Raw genomic sequence first — 22,293 nt, 5'->3', positions numbered from 1 at the left:
CTACTCTTTCATCCATTTCTGGAAGCGGATATTCACTATCGGGTTTTTTCTTTTTTTTTACTAAGCTAATCAGTAAAGAAATGATGATAAAAGCTCCTGCAAATATACCGACATTTGTTAGAGCTTCTTTTGTAGTATCAGCATCCAGGTAAATAAATAGGGCTCCGGCCACTATTAATACCAAATAAGCTAATGTGTATTCTCCAAATAATTTTTTCATTTTGATTCCTCCCCAGTTTTTACTACTTGAAATAGATCTTCGACCTTACATTCAAAATACTCGCATAGGTTCAATGCTAATTCTAAACTTGGGTTGTATTTATTCTTCTCAATGGCAATCAGTGATTGTCTGGTGATGTTAACAGCAGAAGCGAGTTGTTCTTGCGTAATATCTCTAAGAACGCGGAATTGTTTTACTTTATTCGTAACCAATTAAGCATTCTCCTTTCTTTTTTCTTTCTTAAACACAGTATAACCAATTTCAGGGAGTATGTAAACATACCTTTACAAAAAGTTTAGGAAACTTTACAAAAAGTATAGTTTTAGTTACGTAAAGTAAATGTAACTTTACGTAAAAAAACTGTAAAAATTTTTAATGGCAGAAAACAACAAAAGTAAATAATATCTGAAAATAAAATTTTTAACAAAAATATAGAATTTTCTAAAGAAATGTAAGAAAATATGAATAAGCTTTGTTTTTTTATCGACTTTTTTCACCTATATAAAAAAGGATGTTCGAGGGGGATTCGAATTGTTAGACGAGGCATTGTCGCAAAAAAAAGAGAAAAATATCAAAGAAGATATGGAATTCTTAAAAGGTAATATGGATCAAATTAATGAAATTGGATTAATAAAAGAATTCCTGTCAATTGAAGAAAACAATATTTTATTTAAGAAAATGGTTGATAATCCGACTGTAGAAAATGTAACAAAGCTGAATGATAGTTTTAAATCGTTTTATGTTGAATGGAGGATTTTAAAATATCTTGCCGGCTTTATCAAAAGGTTTTCAATAGACTATGACAAGAGATATAAAAAACGGAAACAACGATTCCCATTGCTCTTTGATAAGCCTGTAAATGCAGAGGATGGTGAAACAAGCACAACCATTGGAGATTTATTGCCTTCAGATGAAAATACACCCCTAGAAATTTTACTTCGTAAAGACAATAGAAATTGTTTAATATCACAGGTACGGGATGAAAAGTTAGAATTAGCACTTATGCAACTAACATATAAAGAGCTAGAAATACTAAGCGCTTACTACATAGAGAACCGTACCCACAAAGAAATTGCGGCATACTTTGAGCAAACAGAACAAAACATATCGCATTTACACCGGAGAGCCTTGAAAAAACTAAGAGAGGATTTATCTACTTAATCTAGATAAAGGTGTTGGGTTTTAAGATGGCAAAAAACTTTGATAAGGATACTGAGTATTTTTTGAAAAAAATCGAGCCGATAATAAAAAATCATCTTGTGCAGACGGACGTGAATGAGAGGGATGATCTGTCGCAAGATATTAAATTCAAAGTATTAGACAAAATCCAATTAATCAAACAAGAAGAAGCGCCCGATTTTTTTAACTATGTAAAAATGCGGATTAATGATGAAGATTAGGGATGTTAAAAAACACTCAAAGTAGAGTGTTTTTTGCCGTTTCACGAACTTAATATTTTATTAATTATATTAAGTTCAAGGGTTCGGACCAATAAAATCAGTTCTATAGATTTGAAGGTTATTTCAATTTAACATATAATACTCTTATTGTAAGTTAAACTTAACATTTTAATTCTGATTTTGGTCAGTGGAGGAGTTGTTACATATGGCAAGAGAAAAAGGGAAAATGCAGCCGTTACGAAATAAGGAACAAATTGAACAAATGAAATCTTGGTTAATGATGAACAAGGGGTACAAATACTATATGTTATTCACTTTAGGAATTAATACCGGTTTACGTATCTCTGATTTATTACAACTAAAAGTTTCAGATGTACGTAACAAAACTTATATTTCTATCATTATCCAAAAAACAAATAAAGAGCTGGATCTTGTTTTAGCACCGTATATTCGCGAGGAACTTGAAAAATATGTTGAGGGTAAAGAAGATAAAGAATATCTCTTTACATCCCGTGTAGGAGTAAATAAGCCAATTTCACGCGTAATGGCTAGTATGGTGATTAAAGAAGCGGCTGATACGTTAGGACTGGAAAAGGTCAATACTCATACAATGCGTAAAACCTTCGGATATTGGTATTACAAGCAAAATAGAGATGTGTATTTCTTAATGAACTTGTTTGGCCATCAAACGCAAACACAAACATTGCAGTATATAGGAATTGAACTTGAAGAGATCGCAAAGACAATGCAAAATTTCGCTTTATAGAAAAGAGAAGACTAGTTAAAGGGTTTGCTAGAAAATTAGATAAAGAAAGAAAATTAAAGAGGGAATTTGAATTTCCGATTTATATCGCGTCTGTGTTACAATAATCAACAAAGATAAAGATAAGAAAAAGCTAGAAAAAGCTAGATTTATAACGAAAAAACAGTAAAGTACATATAAGAAGACAAAAAAAAGAATCGATGCGTCAACATCCATTCTTTGTGACTCCCAACAAACCAACAAGAAGAATCACCGGCAAAAGTGAAAATATGTTGTTTAGGGATTAATTAACTAATTTAATTTAACTAGTACTATAATAACTAGTTATTAGCTATTTTTCAAGTATTTAATAAAATCCTTTTTTGGATATAAAATTCTTGTTGGAATGCTGGGAGTCACACCAATCTTCGAAGTTGTCTTTTAAACAGGAGAGGTGTGACTTTTTTGGTGAACACAAAAAATATAGATACGTATCGGTTTTTATCTTTGATTTGCGAAGATAGTGAGGAAGTCGTTGAGATTTCCGTTTACTCTGATCCAGCCAAGGTAAAATATCCAAAGCATTTTTCATTTAAGTTGAGTGAATTAAATAAAGAACTCCATCATTGGACAGGCACATATAAAAGAAAAAATGATGGTAAAGAACTTCCGTATTACTTCAAAACGAATAATACAACCAATAAAGAGGGTGTATTCTTTGTTGTAAATGGTGGAGGTACTAAGAAAGAAGAAATTGATAAAATAAGAGCATTCTTTATCGATGTGGACTTTGCAAAAGAGAAAATTGCTTGTACATCTGAAGAAGAAGCTAAACATAAACAAGCTGAGTACTTAAAGACCAATAAATATGTAACAGTTGAAGTCGAATGTACAAAGGCGAAGAAATGGTATGTAAAGACAAGAAAAACAAACGAAGAAATTCAGGGGAGTAAAGATAACTTCCTTGCTACATATAAAGAAGAACTTAAAGATAGTCTAATCGTTGAGACATTTTCAGGCTTTCATATTTACTGGCTTGTAAGTGATTGCTCGATAGAAATGTTTGAAAAAGTGGAATCCGCGCTAATTGGTAAATTCGGCTCTGATCCACAAGTGAAAAACCGTTCTAGGATTCTTAGAATACCAGGATTCTTGCATCAAAAATATGAAGAGCCGTTCTTAATTACTGTTATTCAATGGTCTGAGCGTAGATTTACTGTTGCTGAATTCACTTCAGAATTAGGGATTAACCTAGAGAAGAAGAGACAAGAAAAAGGCTATGTAAAAACTACAGAACAAGAAGAAGTTGCATATAACTCAAAGGTAACGCGTGGCGTGAGTAAGGTTGAACATTCAGGAAGAACAGCTTCAATTGTGTTCCACTCTCCGCAGCCGGTGAAAGAGAAATGCACCAGGGCAAAAGCGATAGAAGAAATTCTAAGCCGTCCTTTAACGGATTTTGTGAAAGAGCCAGTAATGATACAAGATACGGCAATTCATTGTCCGTTTCATAATGACAGTAACCCTTCAGCTAGTGTATTTAGGTCTAGAAAGGGCGAAGAAGCGTTTTATTGTCATTCCTGTAACATTGGGGCTCGAAATGCAATAGGACTGTATATGGCTAAAACAGGAGCTAAATATACAGAGGCTATCAATAAACTTGCAAGAATGATCGGAATTAAGATTGTAAGGACCGAATGGGAACAAGATATGTTAGAAATCTATCAATCTAATCGTGAATTTTTAGAGGATGATATAGAGACATATTACCCAAGTATTCATAAGTTTATCTCTAAGTACGCAAGAGTTTCATATCTTCGACACTTCAATGATAAGGGTGGAGTTAAGATATTAAGTGAGGACATCTCATATAAGGGGCATAACGTGTTCTTTGTCTCTATTAGATACCTAAAGGGTGAGTTAAATAAAAAGAGTACTAGAACGGTTCATAGCACTGTATTATTACTTTGTTTATTAGGATTTCTGGAAAGAGTGCCAGATAAAGAAGTTCCGGAAGAGATGCGCAATCGGGCTAAAACAGAAACAGAGATACTGAAGAAAGAATTGAAAGCGCAAGGAGAAGAGGGCGAAAATAGATCCAAAGGTGTACGTGATATTAATTTCTACATAATTAAGAGTTGGTCTGATGATGCTTATGAAATGGAATCTATAGCAGCAGAATTAATTGAAAAAGGATTCTCCATAAGTGTTCATTTGAACAAAACGGGTCTAACAAAGCTAATGGGAGTAGAAGTTGCTAATAGAGTGTTTCCTGATAACAGGAAAGTAGCGAAGCAATATAGCGCTCTAGAAGAAAAAATAATAGAGTTGGTTGAAAAAGAAATTGGTGAATATGGTTTTTGTGTAATAGAAAATATCATATCTCAAAGAGTTCGATACCAACAAGATACGGTTCGTGTAAAAGCTACAAAAGAACAAAAAGAAGATATATTTAAACGAAGTTTGAATGATATTCTAGGTGAATCCTACAAAGTTGTACGTGTTAGAAATAAGGAAAAGAAGAAAATGTTTGGTTTTGATAAAGAATCCTACAAAGTTATTCGGGTAATTATACCTAAATAAAAGCTTTGCACTTATAAAGTGCAAAGCTTTTTTAATGTGGGCCCCAATTTCGAGAAAAAAACATCCTTCGCGCCTACTCTCCCAAGGGTTACAGCGTTTTTGTTCTTTTGAAGTACGATAAAAGAGTATTATATAGTTTATTCCTTTTATTGTACTTCAAAAGAACAAATGTGTCCTCGTGCTTACTCCCCCAAGGGATTAGAGAGTTTTTTTTACCTATTTTGGGGCCCACTTTTTTATAGATTCTTTTGCTATTAAGGATTTACTAGTTCCTTGTATATTTTGGTTCTACTACTTTTTATAGGTTAGTGTGTTACAAAAAAAGTGGCACCTAGTAAAATCCGAAAAACGTTGGGGGACAAGGGTTTCAAGGCAAAGTTATAAGGGGATCAATAAAAGAGATATAGGAGTTAGTTAATAGATTAGTAATATTCTTTTATTGATCCCCCCGTTACTTTTGGCTGTATCCGTTGGGGGACAAGGACTTTAGAGATTTGGATGTACCCACTTTTTAGTGTTAATTAGTTATAGTTTATTTAGTTAATGCGGAGTTTGTTCTTTATAGTGAATTAATTGATATAGGGATATTAGTTACTTACTTAGATTAATGTTGCATATTTATGTATGGGGATTGGGTACTATTAACTATGTGGTAATTGAAATTTTAAAGAAAAAGATAATAGCTTTTAGATAGTGGAGAAAGATAATTAGGGGGTTTATTGGGGGAATGTAGTGGTTTTATGTTTTACTAGCAAAAATAAAAGTTATAAGTGATAAATGACGTTCCAGATTTAATTATAGGAGATTTTAGGTAGAATCATAATACGAAAGGTCATTAACAAATAAAAAGCGAATACAGGGGATTCTGAGAGGTTTGAGACTATCATTAAAATAAAAGGTAAAAACAATAGATTGATATGTTATTAGGTGGTTTGTCGATGCATAACGAAAATTAGGGAAGGAGTCCAGGCTTCGCCAATTCTCTTAAAAGTAAAAGGGAATCTAGTTGAACCTTGCTGTATTTTCGTAGTTATCGAAAAGGGGGGAATAGGGATATTTTTTATATAAGAAACCTTTTGTAAACACTGAAAACAAAGGGTTTTTCGTACTTACCGAAATTGATAACTAGGAAAAAGGTAACACCTAAAATCCTTTTAAATCAACGTTTATAGGCTGTGCACTTAAAAAGTGTCTCAAAAAAGTAACACCTATAAATTGTAAATACCGGTAAGTTGGAATGGCCATAAATTTTATGTGGAATGGAAGAGATTTTTTTTTTGTGATTAATACCTACATAAGTGAGGTGCTAATTATGGATTTTACAAAAATACCGATAGAAGAATCATCAAGTGAACAGCTGTTAGAATTTGCGATAGAAACTATATTTGCTACAGGTCCAGTGAACGAAAAGAAAACGGACAAGCTAGAATTAGCAAATCAAATGAGGAATGCGGATTTTGATGTTATTAAACGTTCCATCAAGTATGAAAGAAAAAATGGCGAATTCAACATTGAATTACCGTTTTTAAATCAAAGGCGCGATCCGCATTTTAAAGAGGGATTGTTTGCGAAAACATCCGATATGGTTCCAGTAGTAGGGCATTTTGTTCAATGCGACAGTGAGGTCGTGAAGCGCCCTCTTGGGCTTGTAGAAATCGTGCACCGCGGTTTTAATTTTTCGCCGAATCCATCTGATTTACGCTTTCCGAAATACGAACGCCAATATGAGAATCGCGATTACTTTTATTTCGATTACGAGAAAAAGGAGTATGTAGGCGTGATTCCGGAAGAATTAGAGCAAGCAAAATGGAGATTAGCAAAAGGCGTGGAAGATGGCCCGGACTTAAAAAAAAAGGTAGAAGAGTATTTGCTTCGAGAAGAAATTCTTTTAAAAATAGAAAAAAAGGTGATTCCATTAGGGATTTCCTATCAAAAAAAGTTAAGAGAGTTTTATAATGTGAAGCACTATAACAGTGTGGAAAGTATCGAAAGATACCTAGAAATTTATAAGAAATTCCTGGGATCGCATATGATACTAGGATTAAAATTACATTTATTTTTCTCGACAATTAAATTCAGCGAATACGAGCGATTGATACTAGAAGCGAATAGACTTGAGAGTCAAATTATAGAAATAGAAAACCTTTTGAAAGAACTAAAGATATCGATTCAAGATCAGTATGAAAAATATGAATCGATGAACATATTAGAACTTCACATCGATTCAGCTGAAGGAGTTATCAGCAAACATTTAGTAAACAAAATTTCGCAAGAATTAGATACGTTTAAAACCATTCGGGATGATGGCCGAAAAGAAGAAGATTTCACGGGTTACATTGGTTACAGCTCTGATTTACTGGAAGTGTATCCGAATATTGCTCAATTTGAAAAAAGACATTTTTTCAGAGAAGCGAATGGTGAACAACATAGTTATTACAAACAAAAAGAAGCTGAAGATAAGCTATTAAAGTTGTATCAAAAAAGACAAGGTATATAAAGAATTAATTATTTGTAAAAAAATTGTCAATATTTCACTTTCCATATATTGGTTGATTATGTTAAGATAGATTAGTAATTTTAAATATACCAATTTAAAGGGGATTGAGATATGTTTAAGAAATTAGTAGTAGCGGGTCTAGCATTCGCAGCAGTAACAAGTACTCAAGTTATTACAGCAAACGCAGCTCCAGTAGAAGCACAAGCACAAGCGCAAAAACAGGCTGAAATTGCACAGAGAGCATCTGTACCATTCCAACCTAATGCTTGTATAACAGTAAAAAAAGTTTTAGTATCACCGAATAATACTACAGACTGGTGGGTTGTAGAAACTATGAGTGGTAGTAAGTTAACGTTAGATCAATCTATCCAAGTAGGAGGATGGTTCAAAACAATTAAAGCTGGTTCGGAAGTAGAAGTTATGACATCTCCTACAATGAATATTATCTATGGTTGGAGAATCCTTTAATAATAAAAGTAGGTAAAAAAGAGTAGCGATTGCTACTCTTTTTTTGTTTGTCTATTTATGTGGAAAATTGTGTCTATTTTCTTAATTTTGGTAAAGATCAATAGGCATATCCAATATATGGATGTACAATGAGACTTGAGTTTCTTAAAAATCCAAAAAACGAGAGGGGCTTTACTATGTTAAAAGTAGGGAAATTTGTTTTAGCAGGAGCTTTAGCGTTTACAGGTTTAGCAGGAGCGTCATTTATTAATACACCTTCAGCACAAGCAGCTGAGGATCCTCCAGCATCCGTTTATCTTAGTAAGGGTGAAATAGGGGTAAATAGTAATAGAATTATAGGTAAGGGGCAATACGGTCGATTTATAATGGAAGTTGGGACAAAACAGGTAACAGGAGCTACAGCTACAGTTATGAAAGAAACTGGTTGGTTTGATGAAGAAGTAGCAACACTTGATAGAACCATAGATGATTGGTATAGAGGGAATTATGGAGCAACAACAAATGTTTGGTTAGATAAAGGAGCCGAATATTACATTAAATTTAGTGTGCCTGATTATAACGGTAGTGGTTCAGCGCGCTTATATAATTACAACTTCCCGTTTAATATTTAATAAAAAAACAATCATTTTTGATTGTGATGAAATAGTAACCCTTTCGGTAAACCCGGAAGGGTTTTTTATAGTATTTCCGCTGAATTGTTATATTACGTCCTATAATATAAAAGCGAAAAAATCTATTAAATTCTGCATACAGCTGTGGTGGCGTATGTAGTACACGATTAATCCTAGCCGGATTAAAAAGAAAACGTAAAGGAGGAATTGGATTTACCACACGGGAATCTGATGTATCAAATCAAAACAAAAACAATTCAAGGAGGAAAAGAAATGCAAAGAGGCTACGGATAACACAACAAAATAACAGAAAGGAAAACGGAAAAGGCACTAGCTTTTAAAACGTAAATAAAAAGAGCTCTAAGGATCCCAGCAGCGGTACAGAGACACGGAAGAGAAAGCGACTAAACACAAACCCAAAGGAGGAGAAACACCAGGACAAACAGACAAAAGTAATACCCGTTTAACAGGCACACTGAATTTTTAGGATACGTTCTCGAAGAGAACTAGGCCACGATATTACAGACGTCAACTAAGACTCTGTACGAAAATGAGTTTGGAACAAACTTGCTTTAGAAAAAAAATTCAGGTCAGTGGTTGGTTTTTTCACGCAAAAAAAAGCGGAATCAACGCTATTTTTTTTTGCGCGATTTTTGGGGTTTAAGCTAAAAAAACCAGTAATATCAAGGCTTAGCCTTGTTATTATTGGTTTTTTTCGGTTTCAAGAAAAAGGGAAAGAGCGGTAGCGAATTTTCATTTTTCGTAGAAGCCGACGTTCCGTAACGGAGTCTCTATTAAAACGTTGATTTATCAACGTTTTAATAGAGGTGGAGTGCAGGGACGAAAAACACTCGCAAAGCGTGTGTTTTCAACGGTTTACCCTCTCTACCTCTCGGAGAATCGCTTGGCGATTTGGAGCGGAGGTAGAGAGGGGGATAAAGAAGGGTCTGGGAAGAATTGGGGGAGAAAATCACCCCCAACCTTCCCAGCCGGGTAGAACCCGACCCTTGCTGTGCAAGGGTTGAGCATAGCTCAACAACGGGATCTACCCGGCTCGCCCAAAAGGCGAGAACGGGCGATTTTTTTCTGAAATAAATCGGAAAATTTCTACCGGAAGAAATTTTGCTGATTATAATTAGAAAAAATTTCGCGAAATGGGGTGAGCAATTTGGAGGAAAAAGATATTGAAAAAATCGAACGATTTCTTTCAAAACAGGCGGATTATAAAACGACTTCAGGATATACAGGTAATAAAAAGACCGTAAAAGAACAAAAAGAAGCGAAACAACAAAATAGAAAGTACACGGCCAAGCAACGTCAAACGGATGATTTAAGTCGTAAAAAAAGAGCAACTTATGGTAAGTTACAGCACGAAATTGATGGGCTGTTTCAAAAGTATTCAAAGGTATCTCGAAAAGAAGATGGCAAAGAAACAAAAAATAATGTAAAAAAAGGCTTAAAAGCCGAAGGGATTTGGAGTGCAGAAACGTACAAACACTACTTAAAAAAATCAAAGACGTTTTTGAAGTATTGTGTACGTGAACACGATGTTAAAAATCTACGTGATATAAAGCCTGGTATGGTAGTTAGCTTTATAGAGCGACATATCGCCGATAACAGCTCGCCAAAGACAATCGGAGCATATATGTCAGCCATTAAAAAGATGGGCGAATTCGGGGTAAATGAGGGCTTAAAATCGTTTAATAAACTAGCTTCAGCACGAGCCCAGGAATTAGTACCGGAATATAACTCTGACGAGTATCGAAGAGGGAAAAAAGGTGGCTATACGATTAAGGATGTTCAAGTTTTAGCTAAAAAAGCGGAAGAAAATTTTTCACCGTTACATCGTGCAGCCGTTGAAGTATTCGGATTTTCCGGTCCTCGTATGGATGAATTTTTGAAAATCAAATGGCAAAACCTAGATTTTGAAAATAATAGGATTTATCTCACTGATCCGAATATGACTAAGGGAAGTAGACCGCGCTTTGTTCCGGTTAATCCAAAAACGATGCAATTGCTTGGTCAAATACGTGATTTAAACCTTCATAAAGACGAAAATGAGCGCATATGGGGAAGTCGTATGGATGCGGATGATGTAAGAGCCTTTATTAAAGAGTGTGCGCGACAAGGCAATACAAAGTACAGCGGTGTTCACGATTTTAGAAGAAGTACTGTACAATTTCACCAAAGAAAGATGGAAAAAGAGTTAAAACAAGGATTAACCGATAAAGAGAAACTAGTAAATCAAATAATGGACCACGTTAACGTAGATCCCCGCTTAAATCCAATCATAGAAAAGAAGTTTCCAAAGAGAGATAAGAACGGCAAAATTATATACAAACAAAAGAGAGACGGAACTCGTTATCCTGTGTTGGTAAATAAAGATGAGAACGGGAATATAGTAAGACAGCACAAGTATGTAAAAGAAGAATTGATGGAAAAACGGATTGATTACATAAAAAATCTATACTTGTCGCAAGTACTTGGCCATAACAGAACTGATATAACAGCGGTATATAAGAAATAGTGAACGAATCATATAAAAAGAGTGTAGAATCGTGAGATTGTACACTCTTTTTATATGCCAGCAACCGAAGCGCGGTAGTTAATAATTTCACTTACCGTATTTAAAGTATAAAAAAATATATTGACCATTTACTTGAAGGGTTTAGGCGATATATCGTTTAATTAGTAGAAAGAGGTGATAACGTGAGCGATAACTATAGCGATAACCAAAGCGATATATCCGTCCATAATCGTGTAAAAACAAAAGACATAGCGAAGAACTTGAAGAAACCGGAGTCAACCATACGTAAGTATAGCCAAGACTTGGAGAAACACGGTTATCAATTTACAAAAGATCCGAACGGTGCCCGATACTTTGCTCCTGAAGATGAAGCCGCTATGCTTGAATATATCCGATTTAGAGAAGAAGTAAAAATGAGTGTAGACTTAGCGGCTAGGGCTGTGGTGCAACGACGTATCGAGGCGACAAGTAACTTATCACCTGATAATACCAACGTTTCAGACGGTATTCAGGCGACAGATACCCAACAAGCGATACGATATATATCGGAACAAATTGCAAATTTGCCATCAAAAGAACAGATTAATTATCTTATGGATACGACTGAAAAAATCTTTGAACAGAACATTGAGATTCATAAAATTTATCAAGAGCGTGAAAAAGATAAAGACAAGCTGATCGAAGAGATGCAAAAGCAACTACAAAAAGAACGAGAAGAATCAAAACAACAGATGCTTGATCTATATCAAAAGATGGAATCCAAAATTGATAGCATTTCGAATGAGAAAAAAGGCTTTTTCGGAAGACTGTTTAAGTAGTTGTATACTTAAAAGGTCCGAAAGGGCCTTTTTTATTTGGTAAAACATTAAATAAACATTAAATAACATTAAATAAACATTAAAAATAATCCCTTGGGTGTTGTTCTGTTTTGGATGTTGTTGTATACTAGCAATACTTACATTAAATAAACATTAAATAAACATTAAAAACATTAAATGTTAATGTTATTTACTGTAGTAATGGAAACTTACTTATCAAAATTTAGGAGGAATCTTATTATGGCAAAAAGTTATTACATTGGAATGGAAGCTTCGAACGGTTATGTAAAGGCAACAAGTAATGTTGCAAATGGTGAAGTTGATACATACTTAAATACACTAAGACCTGTATCAGAAGCTGAATATGAAAATCAAGATTCAGAAGCAAAGGCTGAAGTGTTTAAATTTCAAACGGGAGTAGAGAAACCAAAGTACTTTAAAGTGGGACAAACTCTTACTTCGGATGAACAAATTTACTTTTCAGATGATGATAAAGGAAAATATACAAGTTTAGATTGGCTTGCAGCGAATATGATCGCTATTTATCGCCAATTAGAAGAGGAACAATTCTCTGGTGCGCCTATTTATGTTGTTACAGGGTTACCAACTAATCATAGTCGTGATGAACAATTGAAAGAAGAAATGCAAAAAGCGTTAACTAAGACTTTCGTAATCAATGATAGAAGTATTCGAGTAAATGATGTAACAATCGTTCCGCAGGGGGATGCTTCATTCTATAATGATTTTTTAACTGATGCAGGGGAGCTTAACGAAGAATTCTTAAAAGAAACAGCAAGCGAAGACGAAGATCAGCAGTCTACTATATTGTACTTTGACCTTGGATTTGGTACTTGTGATATCAAAACAGTAGTTGATTACACGGTGATTCCTAATAAATCAAAAGAATTACCAGGGATGGAAGCGCAATGGGTGAAAGCGATGGATAGTGCTGTCGCGAAAAATCCGGCATTTGCAAGCGTTGAAATCTTGGGTGTTGAGAAACAACTTAGACAAGGCGGTACTTTAAAAATTAATAATGAAAAAGCTGATGTTACGGATGAAAGAAATGAAATCCTTAACCAATATGCAAGACAGTTAATTGGTGCGATCACAAAAGCACCATTTAAAGGGATGCTAATCACTCAGTGTCGCTTTGTAGGTGGCGGAACGATGATTATGAAGGAATATATCTCAAACTTCTTAAAAGAAAAATTTGAAAGTAATCCAGAGCATATTAAGACGTTTAAATTCCTTCCGAACAGTCAAGCAACAAATGCTCGTGGTTTCTATAAAGTTTGTGTGAAAAAATACAAAAACTAAATGTTAATTAATGAAGACCTAAGGCGTTTAGGTCTTCCTTCCTAGTATAGAAAGGGTGATCTAGATGGCGAAAGGTAGTGTTGGTAAAACTAAGAATGAAAAAAATAAGGATAGAGCGTTTTACACGTTAACGCTTAGCACAAAAAATCCTGATGATATAAAGAAAATTGAGTATTTAAGAGACCGTTCTACTACGGAGGTTTTGAAAAAGGGTATTGATATGCAAATGGAGGAAGAAAACCAAAGTAAAGTGAATGAACAAATCCTTCAGTTGCTACAAAATGCCTCCGGTTCAAATCAGCTTATTATTCAACTTTTAACTCAATTATTGGTATCGGCAAACGGGAATAATGGTCAACAAATGCAATTAAATCACGTAAAAGTGGATGATGTAGTTGCTCAATTAAATCAAATTGCAAATATTCCTCAACAAAATAATGAGCAAGCGGCTACTACTGAAGTTAAAGAAGTAGTTGTTGAAAAGGTTGAGAATACGGAAGAACCAAAACAAGAAGTGAAAGAAGTAACTAGTAAAGAGGATCAAAAGAGAATCGAAATAGCTAAACAAAAAGCGGAAGATGCTATGAAAAAGCTTCCGTTTTAAATAAAAAGCACCCCTTTTCCGAGGGGTGCTTTTTTGGAAACTTACTTATATCAAAGTCGCGTTGGAAAGCTCGTTATGACATAAGAAATGATAGATTTATTATACAACAATACATCTTTGATTACAAAGTGCTACTGAACAGGGGTGGAATATTTCCAACCCTGTTTTATTTATTTTTGTCTTCGTTTAATGCTTTAATTTCGTTGGCGTGTTCTTGGCGCATACGATCAAGTGCAGCGCTCGATTCCTTATGTATCCGCTCGATTTCCTTCTCGTGTTCTTTCTGTAGCTTATCGGCTTCCTTAGCGTGTTCTTCGCGGATTCGCGTGATGTCTTTGCTATGTTCTTCACGGATTCTAGCTATTTCTACGCGCATTCGTTCCTCAAGTGTATTCCTGATTTTATCTTCTTTATCGCTTTGTTTATCGAGTAAATCTTGAACGCGGCGCTCGTGCTTCGCTTGAAGTTCTTCCCTTAAATCGAGTAGGGCCTGTTGTTTATCAAAGTCTTTTTCTTTTAAAGATTCTTTTAAAGCGGAGATTTTCTCTAGAAACTCTCCCTCTTTTTCTTTCGTTTTCTGTAGTTCTTTATTTTCTGTTCGTAATTCCATTAATTCTTCAGTAAGAGAAAGGATATTTGTATCCTTCGATTGAATGATTTGGTCTTTATCGCTTATACGCCCTTCAATTGTTTCTTCGAATGCTTTATATTTATCGAGTTCTTTTTGTAGGCGTTTTACCTCTTTCTCTTGTTCTTTAAGTTTTTCTTCTGATTCAGTTTTCACTTTATTTGTTTTAACAACTTGTTCTTCGTACCGTCTTTCAGAATCTATTGCTTTGTTTTGTTCGTTTAGAACGTTTTCTTCAGTTGCTTCGGCCATTGATGTAAAAAGAGTAACGATCTTATCAGTATAAGCGCGTAACGTCTTTAAATTTTCGCCCTGAGAGCTGTTCTCTTCGAGTTTTAGGCGTTCGTAGGACTTACGCCATATGCTAATTAATTCGGCTTGTGAGACGTCTAATTGCTTGGCTAAATCGGCAATTGTGGACAGGTCTTCTTCAAAATAACGTACTGTGGTTTGCTTAACTTTTTTTTCTTCAGACATAAAAGCACCTCTTTGTTATTTGTGTTATCTTTATAATATATATGTAAACTTTGTAATACAACATTATATTACTCTAGTATTCTATGTATTCTTATTGTAATACCCACTTAAAATATCAGATCTTTTCTTTACTGTTGGTATAAATAAGAATATTATAAAAATATTGTCAGATTAAAAATCGTTATATAAGGGAGAATGAAAAATGAAAATATGGAAGCTGAAGAAATATGAACGAGATATCGTTGAAATCATTAATCTTGTACCAAAAAATCCTGGAAATGTAGCTTTCTTTGATGAATTAAAAAATAAGGTTATGTTTAATAAACCTTTAGAACGAGACGAATTTGCTACGTTGTATTATGCAGCTGTTTTGGTATTCAATGTTTCACTCAAAAAAGGTCCGGATATTGTTATTGCTCCAATGTTTGCGTTGCAAGCAACTGAAAAATTAGATGAGCTGATTTACAAAACGAAAACCTATCAGCAAATCATTCAAAACCTTGCTATTACGCTGGCTTTGACTAAACCTAATGGGAAAGAGTTTTGTGAAGGGTCTAAAAAATTTACAGCTGAAGAATATAAAGAAAGACAACAAGAAATTGAATCAGATCTAGCGGAAATGCAGGGTATTGCTTCAAAATATATCGAAGGTATCGAAGGTGCAGAAGTAGAAGTGCAGCACCAACATTAATATCAACATTTAAAAAATAAAAAGAACACTATATATAGTGTTCTTTTTTATATGGGCTAATTTCTTCAGTGAAAAGAAATATATGGAGTGAAGAAAAAATGCGAATTAGGAAACAATAATAAAAATATGAATTAGAGTACGGTGAAACAGGTGTAACACATAATTTTTGCCATTTTGTAACGGATTTATTATTATTGATAATAAATGTGTTACAATACGTTAACAGGAGGTGTAGGTAGTGGACTTTTATAGCTATTTGTTAAAGCGATACGGTTATGATGAGCCAATTTTCTCATCAGATTTATCAAAAGAATTGAGAATGAACAAGAATACACTACGACAATATTTAAAAAGATTGACTGATAATAATAAAATTGAAAGATATGAATACAAACAGGGGATATACTTTATTCCGAGTAAAAATAGTATGAATTCAATTTTCAATAAACCAGTTATTAGTGTTAATAAAATTATTAAAAAGAAGTATGTGTTCAAGGGTGAGAAACGAATTGGATTCGAAACTGGGTTAAGCTTTGCAAATGATATAAGATTAACTACTCAAGTTCCTAGTACAGTAGAGATTGTCACTGAAGTAGAGAGTCAACCTAAGAGAACTGTAGTGTTTAATAAAAGGGAAGTTGCTTTACGCAAAGCAAAAACCGAGATAAATGATTATAATTATAAAATTCTACAGATCCTAGAATTGTTGGTTGACTTCGATAGAGTTAGTGATTTATCTCTTGAGGAAGCTAAGCCGAAGATAGCGGATTACGTAATGGATGTACAAATTGAGGCTACAGAGCTTGCTCAGTACGTGCAATTGTATAAACAAACGGATAAATTCTATGGGAGTGGATTATACAATGAGATTACACGAAGACAAGGAACTTTTTGCTAGAACCGTTATGGTTGTAGCAGACGAAATGGGTATTCCAGAAAAACAAGTAGAAAAAGACTATTATGTTTCGTTCTTACTTAAAAAGATAATTGATAGGATTCCACATATTGTATTCAAAGGGGGGACATCTCTATCAAAGTGTTTTGGTGTGATTCATCGTTTTTCTGAAGATATTGATATCACTTATAGTGAGGAAAAGACACCGAATAGAAAAGAAAAGAAGAAACTGAAGGAAGAGATTATAGAAGCTATTAAAGATGCTGGTTTGACATTGCTTAATGGTGATAAAATTATGTCGGGCCACGATTTAATTAAATACGAGGTTGATTACGAGTCGGCTACTGAGGGTTATGGTGAAGAGTTAAGAGGTCACTTATTGGTTGAAACTTCAGCACGATATTTGCCGTTTCCTTGTGATGATCAATTAGCAAGTAATTATATTGCTGAATATTTCGCTATGAATGAGCGATTTGATGTAATTAAAGAATATGAACTAGAACCTTATCCGGTAAAAGTTCAAGGGGTAGAGCGAACTTTTATTGATAAGGTTTTTGCTATTGCGGATTACGTCGAAAAGCAAGAAACAAACAGAAATTCAAGGCATTTGTATGATTTACATATGATTTGGAATGAGTATGGCAATGGTTTTCGAACAAGGGAGGATTTCAAAGAATTAATTGAATCCATAATTGTAGAACGCAGAAAATCGGCTCATATCAACATTTCGGCGAATGAAGGTTACGAACTGTTGAAGAAGATGGATGAAATTATGATACTTGAGTCTTATCGTGAAGACTATGAATTTACTACTCTTGCATTAGTACATAAAGAAAAGATTCCATATAATACTGTAATTGAAACGCTTCGTGAAATAATGGGAAGTGGTTTGATTCCGAGTGTTATAAAAATCGATATAGAAGCATAAATAAAAGAACAGAATTACTTCTGTTCTTTTTTACGTGTGAAAAAATAGTAAAACCACCAAATAAAATAATCTTGGTGGTTTTGCTATCGTACGGTTTTAAGTTTCTTTTGATTATTAAAGTATCTTTGCATTTCAGGACTATTCGGGAATATCTCTTCAGCTTTATAAGAATGAAAGTCTACTGGCTTGATCGCTTTTCGTGGTTTTAAGCTCTCTTCGCCTCGCATTACTTTAAGTACGTGTTGAACGGTTGTAGGAAGTTCTTTGATTTTTGTTTGATTCATAATACTAGCACCTCACTATCTAAAGTCGCTATGGGAGACATATATAACTTTTATTCATTATATACCTTTTTAGTGATGATTGCTTGCATTATCCCTCTACTTTGCAACAACTACATAATTTAACACCATAGGTCGCTTCTAAAGACTTCTGAAGTTGCTTTAATTCTTTGGAATACTCAATAGTAACGTTTTGGTACATTGCTCTTTCGTTCTCTTGTTCGCAACACTCAATACACTTAGACATTTTCAGTAAATCAATCTTCATTTGATTATATTTTTGTATATCTTTCTCAAGTACATTTTTGCTCATACATACATCCCCCTTAAAATCCCCTTTTTCATATTAGGTGAAAGAATTAGGGGAAAACGCAAAGGATTTATATTTTTTTAGAATTTATTTTAGTTTTATCTGATTCTTTTCACCTATTAAGTAATAAAGCAAGATATAGAAAATGGGTTCCCCCCTTACCGAGATACAACTTTCTATATCTTGCTTTTTTAAAAATAGGGAGGGATCTGTATGGTACGTTTGGTTGGAAAACTTGTAAATAACCCTGAGATTATTCAATTGCATTTGGAGGCATTACAAAGAAAAAAATCATATCAAAGTATTATTTCTGAATTAAAAAATCAAAAGAGATTTGAAGAAAATAATCTAAGTATACATCATTGCTATGAGTACATTACAGTTGATTATGATTCGAATGATGTCGTGAGCCGTGTTATTTCGCTTTCTACGCCTAATAATGACGTTATAGTAGATTATATCGAGTCGAAGAGTATTAAGGCTGTGACGGAGGTGTTTAACGGCTTTATCGTACAAAATAATGTTACTAAAGGTATACGTGTACAAAATGGGGAAGTAGAACCGGTTTTTACGCGGGGGATCAGAGAAACAGATTTAGAATTCAAGCTAAATGTACCAATTGACCAGGACTTTGATCCCGAAAATGGCATTCGCGCGAATTCCCTAATTGATTTTTGTATCCACGATCAATACGGCATAAAATATAACCACTGTGGTCGTCGGTGCGGTGATGGTACTGATGCAATTGATGGTGGTGGGGAACTAATAAATAAGATAGATGGCTGCTGTAGAAATCACGATAGTTGCTATGGATCAGATAGAAATAATAGATGCTGTGATAAAGAACTTGTGAATTGTGTTTATCAAAATAGAAATGAAGATTATAGTACTTATTTACAAATTCTTGCTTGTTTTGGCTGGGCCATACCATTGTGCAAATAAAAAAGACTTGGTAGATACCAAGTCTTTTATGCTTTTTGTTCCGATTGAATCCCAAGAAGTTCTTCGATTTTTTGCTTGTTTGCACCAATAATGGTGTATTTTTCTCCGTCAACTTCGATGATAGAGGTTGGTGTATATATAAAACCATTTTCACGAAACTCCTTTTGAGCCTCTGTGTCGTTTGTTACATCTTTTACAAGATAATTAGCACCTAATCTATCTAGGTATTCTTTAAATTCGGTACACGGAGCGCAACCTTGCATTGAATATACTGTCATTGAATATGGCATTACAAATCCCCCTTAAAAAATTGTCTATATAGTACAAGGTGAAAGAGAAATCCTAAAAAACAAATAAATTCAAAAAAATTTTTAATTTTTATTTGTTTTTTTCGATTTTCGTTTCACCTATATAGTTATAAGCAACTTTTTATGGTGGCATAGCCAAGCGGCAAGGCATAGGTCTGCAAAACCTTGAGCGCCGGTTCGACTCCGGCTGCCACCTTTTAAAACAAGATATCGTGGCGATATAGCTAATCAGGAAATGCAAAAGGTCCGCAAAACCTTGACTGTCGGTTCGACTCCGGCTATCGCCTTTGCCATTCAATACATTACCCCGAAAAAAGGTGCTCCTATAATAGGAGCACCTTTTTTTATTTCTTCTTTTTCTTTTTTCGCTTTTTGAGAGTAAGGTGCAGTATTAGGTAAGTAGTTATAGCAATCGGAAATCCTAGATTACTGATTAAGTTTTCATAATCGTTAAGATCCATTCCCCTCACCCGCCATCTTGTGTAAATGGATAACCCCTTTACCTTGACCTTTTGAACTATGTCCTGCGAGTTCAATTGCGTTTAAAGATAGACATAAATCAATAATTTCTCGGTTGTACTCAATGTTATTTGCTTTGTAGTAGCTTAATAGCAATGCAATTGCTCCGCTTGCGTGAGGTGCTGCCATTGATGTTCCAGAAAGTGTTTCATAGGTATTATTTTGATAAGTAGAAAATATCAAATCACCTGGAGCTAAATAATCAATTGTATTATTTGTATTGCTGAATGGTGCGATCCTGAATTCTTCATCACTTGCGCCAATTTGAATGACTTCTTCGTAGTATCCAGGATAAGACTTTTCGTCTGTTTCTTCATTTCCATCACCTTCATTACCGGCTGCTGTAACAACAAAAATATTGTGTTGAGTAGCGTGTTCAATTGCTTTTCGTAATTCTTCGCTCTCTTTTTTACTGCCTAGTGATAAGTTGATGATGTCGATTTTTTCTCCGTTTTTCCCTCTCCAACTTAATGCAAGATTAATTCCTCGGATTAACGTTTGAAAGTTACTACCGCCGTTCGCATTTATTACTTTAATGATAATTAGATTTGCTTCAGGTGCGATACCGATTTTGTGGTAATCGTTTGTTGCTGCTATGATTCCTGCAACGTGAGTTCCGTGGCCGTAGTAATCTGTTGCTACGTTAGGGGAGCTATTATCATCTGTGGTTAGGTTGTAAACGTCGATAATATTTCGATTTAATTCCTCGTGAAAGTCGCAACCAGAATCGATTACAGCGATATTTACTCCTTGCCCTTTATAGCCTTCTTCCCAATATGCTTCTGCATTGATAACACCTATTCCGTAATTTCGTTTTTCGTAAGTTCCTTTTAATACCTTCGGTACAATGACCTCGTTATTCATTTGAAAAACCTCCTTTTCTATTTAGGTGAAAAGAAGGTGTTAGAAATGAAAAAACTCAAAACAAATTTAAAAAATATTTTATTCATTTGTTTTCTTCGATATTTTCTCCACCTTATAAGACAAGCGGTGAATAACTGCAAAATCAAAGGGAGGTCGTTTTAAATGGCTGAATTACAACTTAAAACATTAAAAAAAGAAGAAAACGGATTTCAAGACACGTTAAAAGCTGCGAAAGAAAATAAAGATTTCGCTACATTAACAAAAGCTCGCAAAGATGCTGGCTATCAAGTAGAGGAAACTCCGGAAGTTCACCAAATCCAATCTCCGGATAACCTTACACTAGCAACAGTGGTTTCTTACAAACTTAAAAAGGATAACAAAGAAGTAGGTAACCTTGCATATTACAAGTACACAAACGAAGAAGGTGCAATTTCTGATTTACATATCGAAGGAAACAAATTTGAACTATCTTTCTTAGAAGATGGAAAAATCAAATCTGCTCCTGTAGAAGTAAATCCGGAATTAACTGAAGATGTTCAGGCAGCTCTTAGCCGTAACACTTGTATCTCTATCGTAACTATGATCTGTGGTCGTGGTGTACTAGGTTCAGCTGCTGCTTGTGTTGAGTTCTGTATCACAACTGGCCCAGGATTCGTAGTATGTAGCGCATTATGCGGAATCTTACTTGGTGGCGGTTGCTTCTTAGGTGCAGCAACAGTATGTAGCAAAATCGGTTCTTAATAAATAAACAATAAAAGGAGACTAACAATTATGAACTTAAAAGACATTCAGACTTTAGAATTTGGTAAAAATAATCCAAAATTTGCTGAGGTTTTAAACAAAGCAAAAGGAAATAAATCATTTAAAGAATTAGTGGAACAACGTAAGCAACAAGGCTATACAGTTGATGAAGAACAAACTTATGTTAAACAATATGACTTCAAAGATGGCAACGAAGACGTTACAATCTACGTAGCTTCTCACAACATCCTTAAAGATGGTAAAGAAGTTGGGGAAGTAACATTCTTATCTCATCCAAAAGAAGAATCTGCTTATTCTAACGTTGCATTAGCAAACGGTAAAGCAGAAGTTAAATTCGAAAAAGATGGGAAGATTGAAGATCAAATTTTTGAGCAAAATGAAGTTGGAGCTTTCATTTCAAATGCTCAATGCCGTGCTTTAGTAAGTGCTATTTGTAGTGCTGGTATGGGAGCTTCAATTGGTAGCTGTGTTGCGGGCTGTGTAGTAATGGGTCCTGCGCAACCAGTATGTTCGTTAATTTGCGGTGCTTTAGTAGCAATGGGCTGCTTCAGTGGCGCAGGTGCAGTTTGTGCTTTTGTAAAATAATAAAAAAAGGGAAGCAAACGAGGGGTTGCTTCCCTTTTTTGTAAAAAATATACTTGCACGCAATTCCCCTACTGTTATATAATTAGGTCATAAAACAGAACATATGTTCAGGGGGAATCAATAAGAATTTATAGTTTTTTTACAATGTTTAATCCAAACAACATTGTGAAAAATAAAACGCCTACTACATAGTACAGGACGTAATGAACAGGAATTGTACTATGGTTGTTAAAATAAAGTATCGCTAATACCACAGCAGCGATCAAATGAGAAAGCCCGAAAATTTGAGCCATAAACTTTAAACTTAATTTTT

The 22,293-nt window shown here is 34.4% G+C and carries 23 protein-coding genes, 2 tRNA genes and 2 pseudogenes; 19 read left to right on the top strand and 8 right to left on the bottom strand.

What is annotated here, in order from left to right:
* Together VF726_RS30970 and VF726_RS30965 are read right to left on the bottom strand one after the other, a co-directional pair.
* A pseudogene (locus VF726_RS30970) lies at positions 1 to 220 on the bottom strand (hypothetical protein); the annotation flags it as partial.
* On the bottom strand, positions 217 to 432 hold the full coding sequence (locus VF726_RS30965) for a helix-turn-helix transcriptional regulator (protein ID WP_440174052.1): 216 nt from the start codon (positions 430 to 432) through the stop codon (positions 217 to 219). The gene VF726_RS30965 and the pseudogene VF726_RS30970, both read right to left, overlap by 4 nt.
* Positions 433 to 751: 319 nt before the next feature.
* On the opposite strand from VF726_RS30965, the gene VF726_RS30960 reads away from it, so the two are divergent.
* The 11 genes from VF726_RS30960 to VF726_RS30910 all read left to right on the top strand — a co-directional run bounded on the left by VF726_RS30960 (position 752) and on the right by VF726_RS30910 (position 13,790).
* The gene (locus VF726_RS30960; protein WP_440174051.1) at positions 752 to 1,381 is read left to right on the top strand and encodes a sigma-70 family RNA polymerase sigma factor; all 630 of its coding nucleotides are present in this window, start codon (positions 752 to 754) and stop codon (positions 1,379 to 1,381) included.
* Positions 1,382 to 1,407: 26 nt separating this feature from the next.
* Complete coding sequence (locus VF726_RS30955) at positions 1,408 to 1,620, top strand: hypothetical protein (RefSeq protein WP_440174050.1); 213 nt, start codon at positions 1,408 to 1,410, stop codon at positions 1,618 to 1,620.
* 205 nt (positions 1,621 to 1,825) lie between these two features.
* A complete protein-coding gene (locus tag VF726_RS30950; protein WP_440174048.1) occupies positions 1,826 to 2,386 on the top strand; it encodes a tyrosine-type recombinase/integrase in 561 nt (186 codons plus the stop codon).
* Between the two features lie 444 nt (positions 2,387 to 2,830).
* Positions 2,831 to 4,945, top strand: a complete 2,115-nt coding sequence (locus VF726_RS30945; protein WP_440174053.1) for a CHC2 zinc finger domain-containing protein — start codon at positions 2,831 to 2,833, stop codon at positions 4,943 to 4,945.
* 1,312 nt (positions 4,946 to 6,257) lie between these two features.
* Positions 6,258 to 7,442 (top strand): hypothetical protein, encoded by a 1,185-nt coding sequence (locus tag VF726_RS30940; protein ID WP_440174046.1) that lies wholly within the window; start codon positions 6,258 to 6,260, stop codon positions 7,440 to 7,442.
* 111 nt (positions 7,443 to 7,553) lie between these two features.
* The gene (locus tag VF726_RS30935; protein WP_440174044.1) at positions 7,554 to 7,910 is read left to right on the top strand and encodes a hypothetical protein; all 357 of its coding nucleotides are present in this window, start codon (positions 7,554 to 7,556) and stop codon (positions 7,908 to 7,910) included.
* Positions 7,911 to 8,086: 176 nt separating this feature from the next.
* A complete protein-coding gene (locus tag VF726_RS30930) occupies positions 8,087 to 8,521 on the top strand; it encodes a hypothetical protein (RefSeq protein ID WP_440174042.1) in 435 nt (144 codons plus the stop codon).
* Positions 8,522 to 9,689: 1,168 nt separating this feature from the next.
* A complete protein-coding gene (locus VF726_RS30925) occupies positions 9,690 to 11,048 on the top strand; it encodes a tyrosine-type recombinase/integrase (RefSeq protein WP_440174040.1) in 1,359 nt (452 codons plus the stop codon).
* A 182-nt stretch (positions 11,049 to 11,230) separates the two neighbouring features.
* Positions 11,231 to 11,866 (top strand): hypothetical protein, encoded by a 636-nt coding sequence (locus VF726_RS30920; protein WP_440174039.1) that lies wholly within the window; start codon positions 11,231 to 11,233, stop codon positions 11,864 to 11,866.
* Between the two features lie 240 nt (positions 11,867 to 12,106).
* Complete coding sequence (locus VF726_RS30915; protein ID WP_440174037.1) at positions 12,107 to 13,186, top strand: Alp7A family actin-like protein; 1,080 nt, start codon at positions 12,107 to 12,109, stop codon at positions 13,184 to 13,186.
* 64 nt (positions 13,187 to 13,250) lie between these two features.
* Positions 13,251 to 13,790 carry a hypothetical protein gene (locus VF726_RS30910; RefSeq protein ID WP_440174036.1) on the top strand — a complete coding sequence of 180 codons (540 nt, stop codon included), beginning with the start codon at positions 13,251 to 13,253 and terminating at the stop codon, positions 13,788 to 13,790.
* Positions 13,791 to 13,956: 166 nt separating this feature from the next.
* On the opposite strand, the gene VF726_RS30905 is transcribed toward VF726_RS30910, so the two are convergent.
* On the bottom strand, positions 13,957 to 14,895 hold the full coding sequence (locus VF726_RS30905) for a hypothetical protein (RefSeq protein ID WP_440174034.1): 939 nt from the start codon (positions 14,893 to 14,895) through the stop codon (positions 13,957 to 13,959).
* A 202-nt stretch (positions 14,896 to 15,097) separates the two neighbouring features.
* Here VF726_RS30905 and VF726_RS30900 point away from each other — a divergent pair, with 202 nt between their 5' ends.
* From VF726_RS30900 to VF726_RS30890, 3 genes are all read left to right on the top strand, one after another.
* Positions 15,098 to 15,586 carry a hypothetical protein gene (locus VF726_RS30900; RefSeq protein ID WP_440174032.1) on the top strand — a complete coding sequence of 163 codons (489 nt, stop codon included), beginning with the start codon at positions 15,098 to 15,100 and terminating at the stop codon, positions 15,584 to 15,586.
* A 238-nt stretch (positions 15,587 to 15,824) separates the two neighbouring features.
* Positions 15,825 to 16,484: a hypothetical protein gene (locus VF726_RS30895; protein ID WP_440174030.1), complete on the top strand. Its 660-nt coding sequence runs from the start codon at positions 15,825 to 15,827 to the stop codon at positions 16,482 to 16,484.
* Positions 16,450 to 17,409, top strand: coding sequence for a nucleotidyl transferase AbiEii/AbiGii toxin family protein (locus VF726_RS30890; RefSeq protein WP_440174028.1), 960 nt, complete (start codon positions 16,450 to 16,452; stop codon positions 17,407 to 17,409). Before VF726_RS30895 ends, VF726_RS30890 begins: the two co-directional genes overlap by 35 nt.
* 83 nt (positions 17,410 to 17,492) lie before the next feature.
* Here VF726_RS30890 and VF726_RS30885 read toward each other — a convergent pair whose 3' ends face one another.
* Together VF726_RS30885 and VF726_RS30880 are read right to left on the bottom strand one after the other, a co-directional pair.
* Positions 17,493 to 17,693, bottom strand: a complete 201-nt coding sequence (locus VF726_RS30885; RefSeq protein ID WP_440174027.1) for a hypothetical protein — start codon at positions 17,691 to 17,693, stop codon at positions 17,493 to 17,495.
* 88 nt (positions 17,694 to 17,781) lie between these two features.
* Positions 17,782 to 18,003: a hypothetical protein gene (locus VF726_RS30880; protein ID WP_440174026.1), complete on the bottom strand. Its 222-nt coding sequence runs from the start codon at positions 18,001 to 18,003 to the stop codon at positions 17,782 to 17,784.
* A gap of 210 nt (positions 18,004 to 18,213) precedes the next feature.
* On the opposite strand from VF726_RS30880, the gene VF726_RS30875 reads away from it, so the two are divergent.
* Positions 18,214 to 18,942 (top strand): hypothetical protein, encoded by a 729-nt coding sequence (locus VF726_RS30875; RefSeq protein ID WP_440174025.1) that lies wholly within the window; start codon positions 18,214 to 18,216, stop codon positions 18,940 to 18,942.
* Between the two features lie 26 nt (positions 18,943 to 18,968).
* Here VF726_RS30875 and VF726_RS30870 read toward each other — a convergent pair whose 3' ends face one another.
* A complete protein-coding gene (locus tag VF726_RS30870) occupies positions 18,969 to 19,232 on the bottom strand; it encodes a glutaredoxin family protein (protein ID WP_440174023.1) in 264 nt (87 codons plus the stop codon).
* Between the two features lie 143 nt (positions 19,233 to 19,375).
* Between VF726_RS30870 and VF726_RS30865 the strand changes: the two genes are divergently transcribed.
* Both VF726_RS30865 and VF726_RS30860 read left to right on the top strand, forming a co-directional pair.
* A tRNA-Cys gene (locus VF726_RS30865) sits at positions 19,376 to 19,446 on the top strand.
* Positions 19,447 to 19,464: 18 nt separating this feature from the next.
* A tRNA-Cys gene (locus tag VF726_RS30860) sits at positions 19,465 to 19,537 on the top strand.
* Between the two features lie 163 nt (positions 19,538 to 19,700).
* On the opposite strand, the gene VF726_RS30855 is transcribed toward VF726_RS30860, so the two are convergent.
* Complete coding sequence (locus tag VF726_RS30855) at positions 19,701 to 20,633, bottom strand: S8 family peptidase (protein ID WP_440174021.1); 933 nt, start codon at positions 20,631 to 20,633, stop codon at positions 19,701 to 19,703.
* A gap of 162 nt (positions 20,634 to 20,795) precedes the next feature.
* On the opposite strand from VF726_RS30855, the gene VF726_RS30850 reads away from it, so the two are divergent.
* The gene (locus VF726_RS30850) at positions 20,796 to 21,374 is read left to right on the top strand and encodes a hypothetical protein (RefSeq protein WP_440174019.1); all 579 of its coding nucleotides are present in this window, start codon (positions 20,796 to 20,798) and stop codon (positions 21,372 to 21,374) included.
* Positions 21,375 to 21,404: 30 nt separating this feature from the next.
* Entirely contained in the window at positions 21,405 to 21,980 is a 576-nt protein-coding gene (locus VF726_RS30845) for a hypothetical protein (protein ID WP_440174018.1), read from the top strand.
* Between the two features lie 128 nt (positions 21,981 to 22,108).
* Here the strand turns inward: VF726_RS30845 and VF726_RS30840 are convergent.
* Positions 22,109 to 22,293, bottom strand: a pseudogene (locus tag VF726_RS30840) (hypothetical protein); the annotation flags it as partial.

Origin of the sequence: Bacillus sp. Brlt_9, assembly GCF_051948935.1 — a bacterium.
GTDB lineage: Bacteria > Bacillota > Bacilli > Bacillales > Bacillaceae_G > Bacillus_A.
The sequence above is the reverse complement of the archived record's forward strand: the minus strand, read 5'-3'. Positions and strand labels throughout refer to the sequence as shown.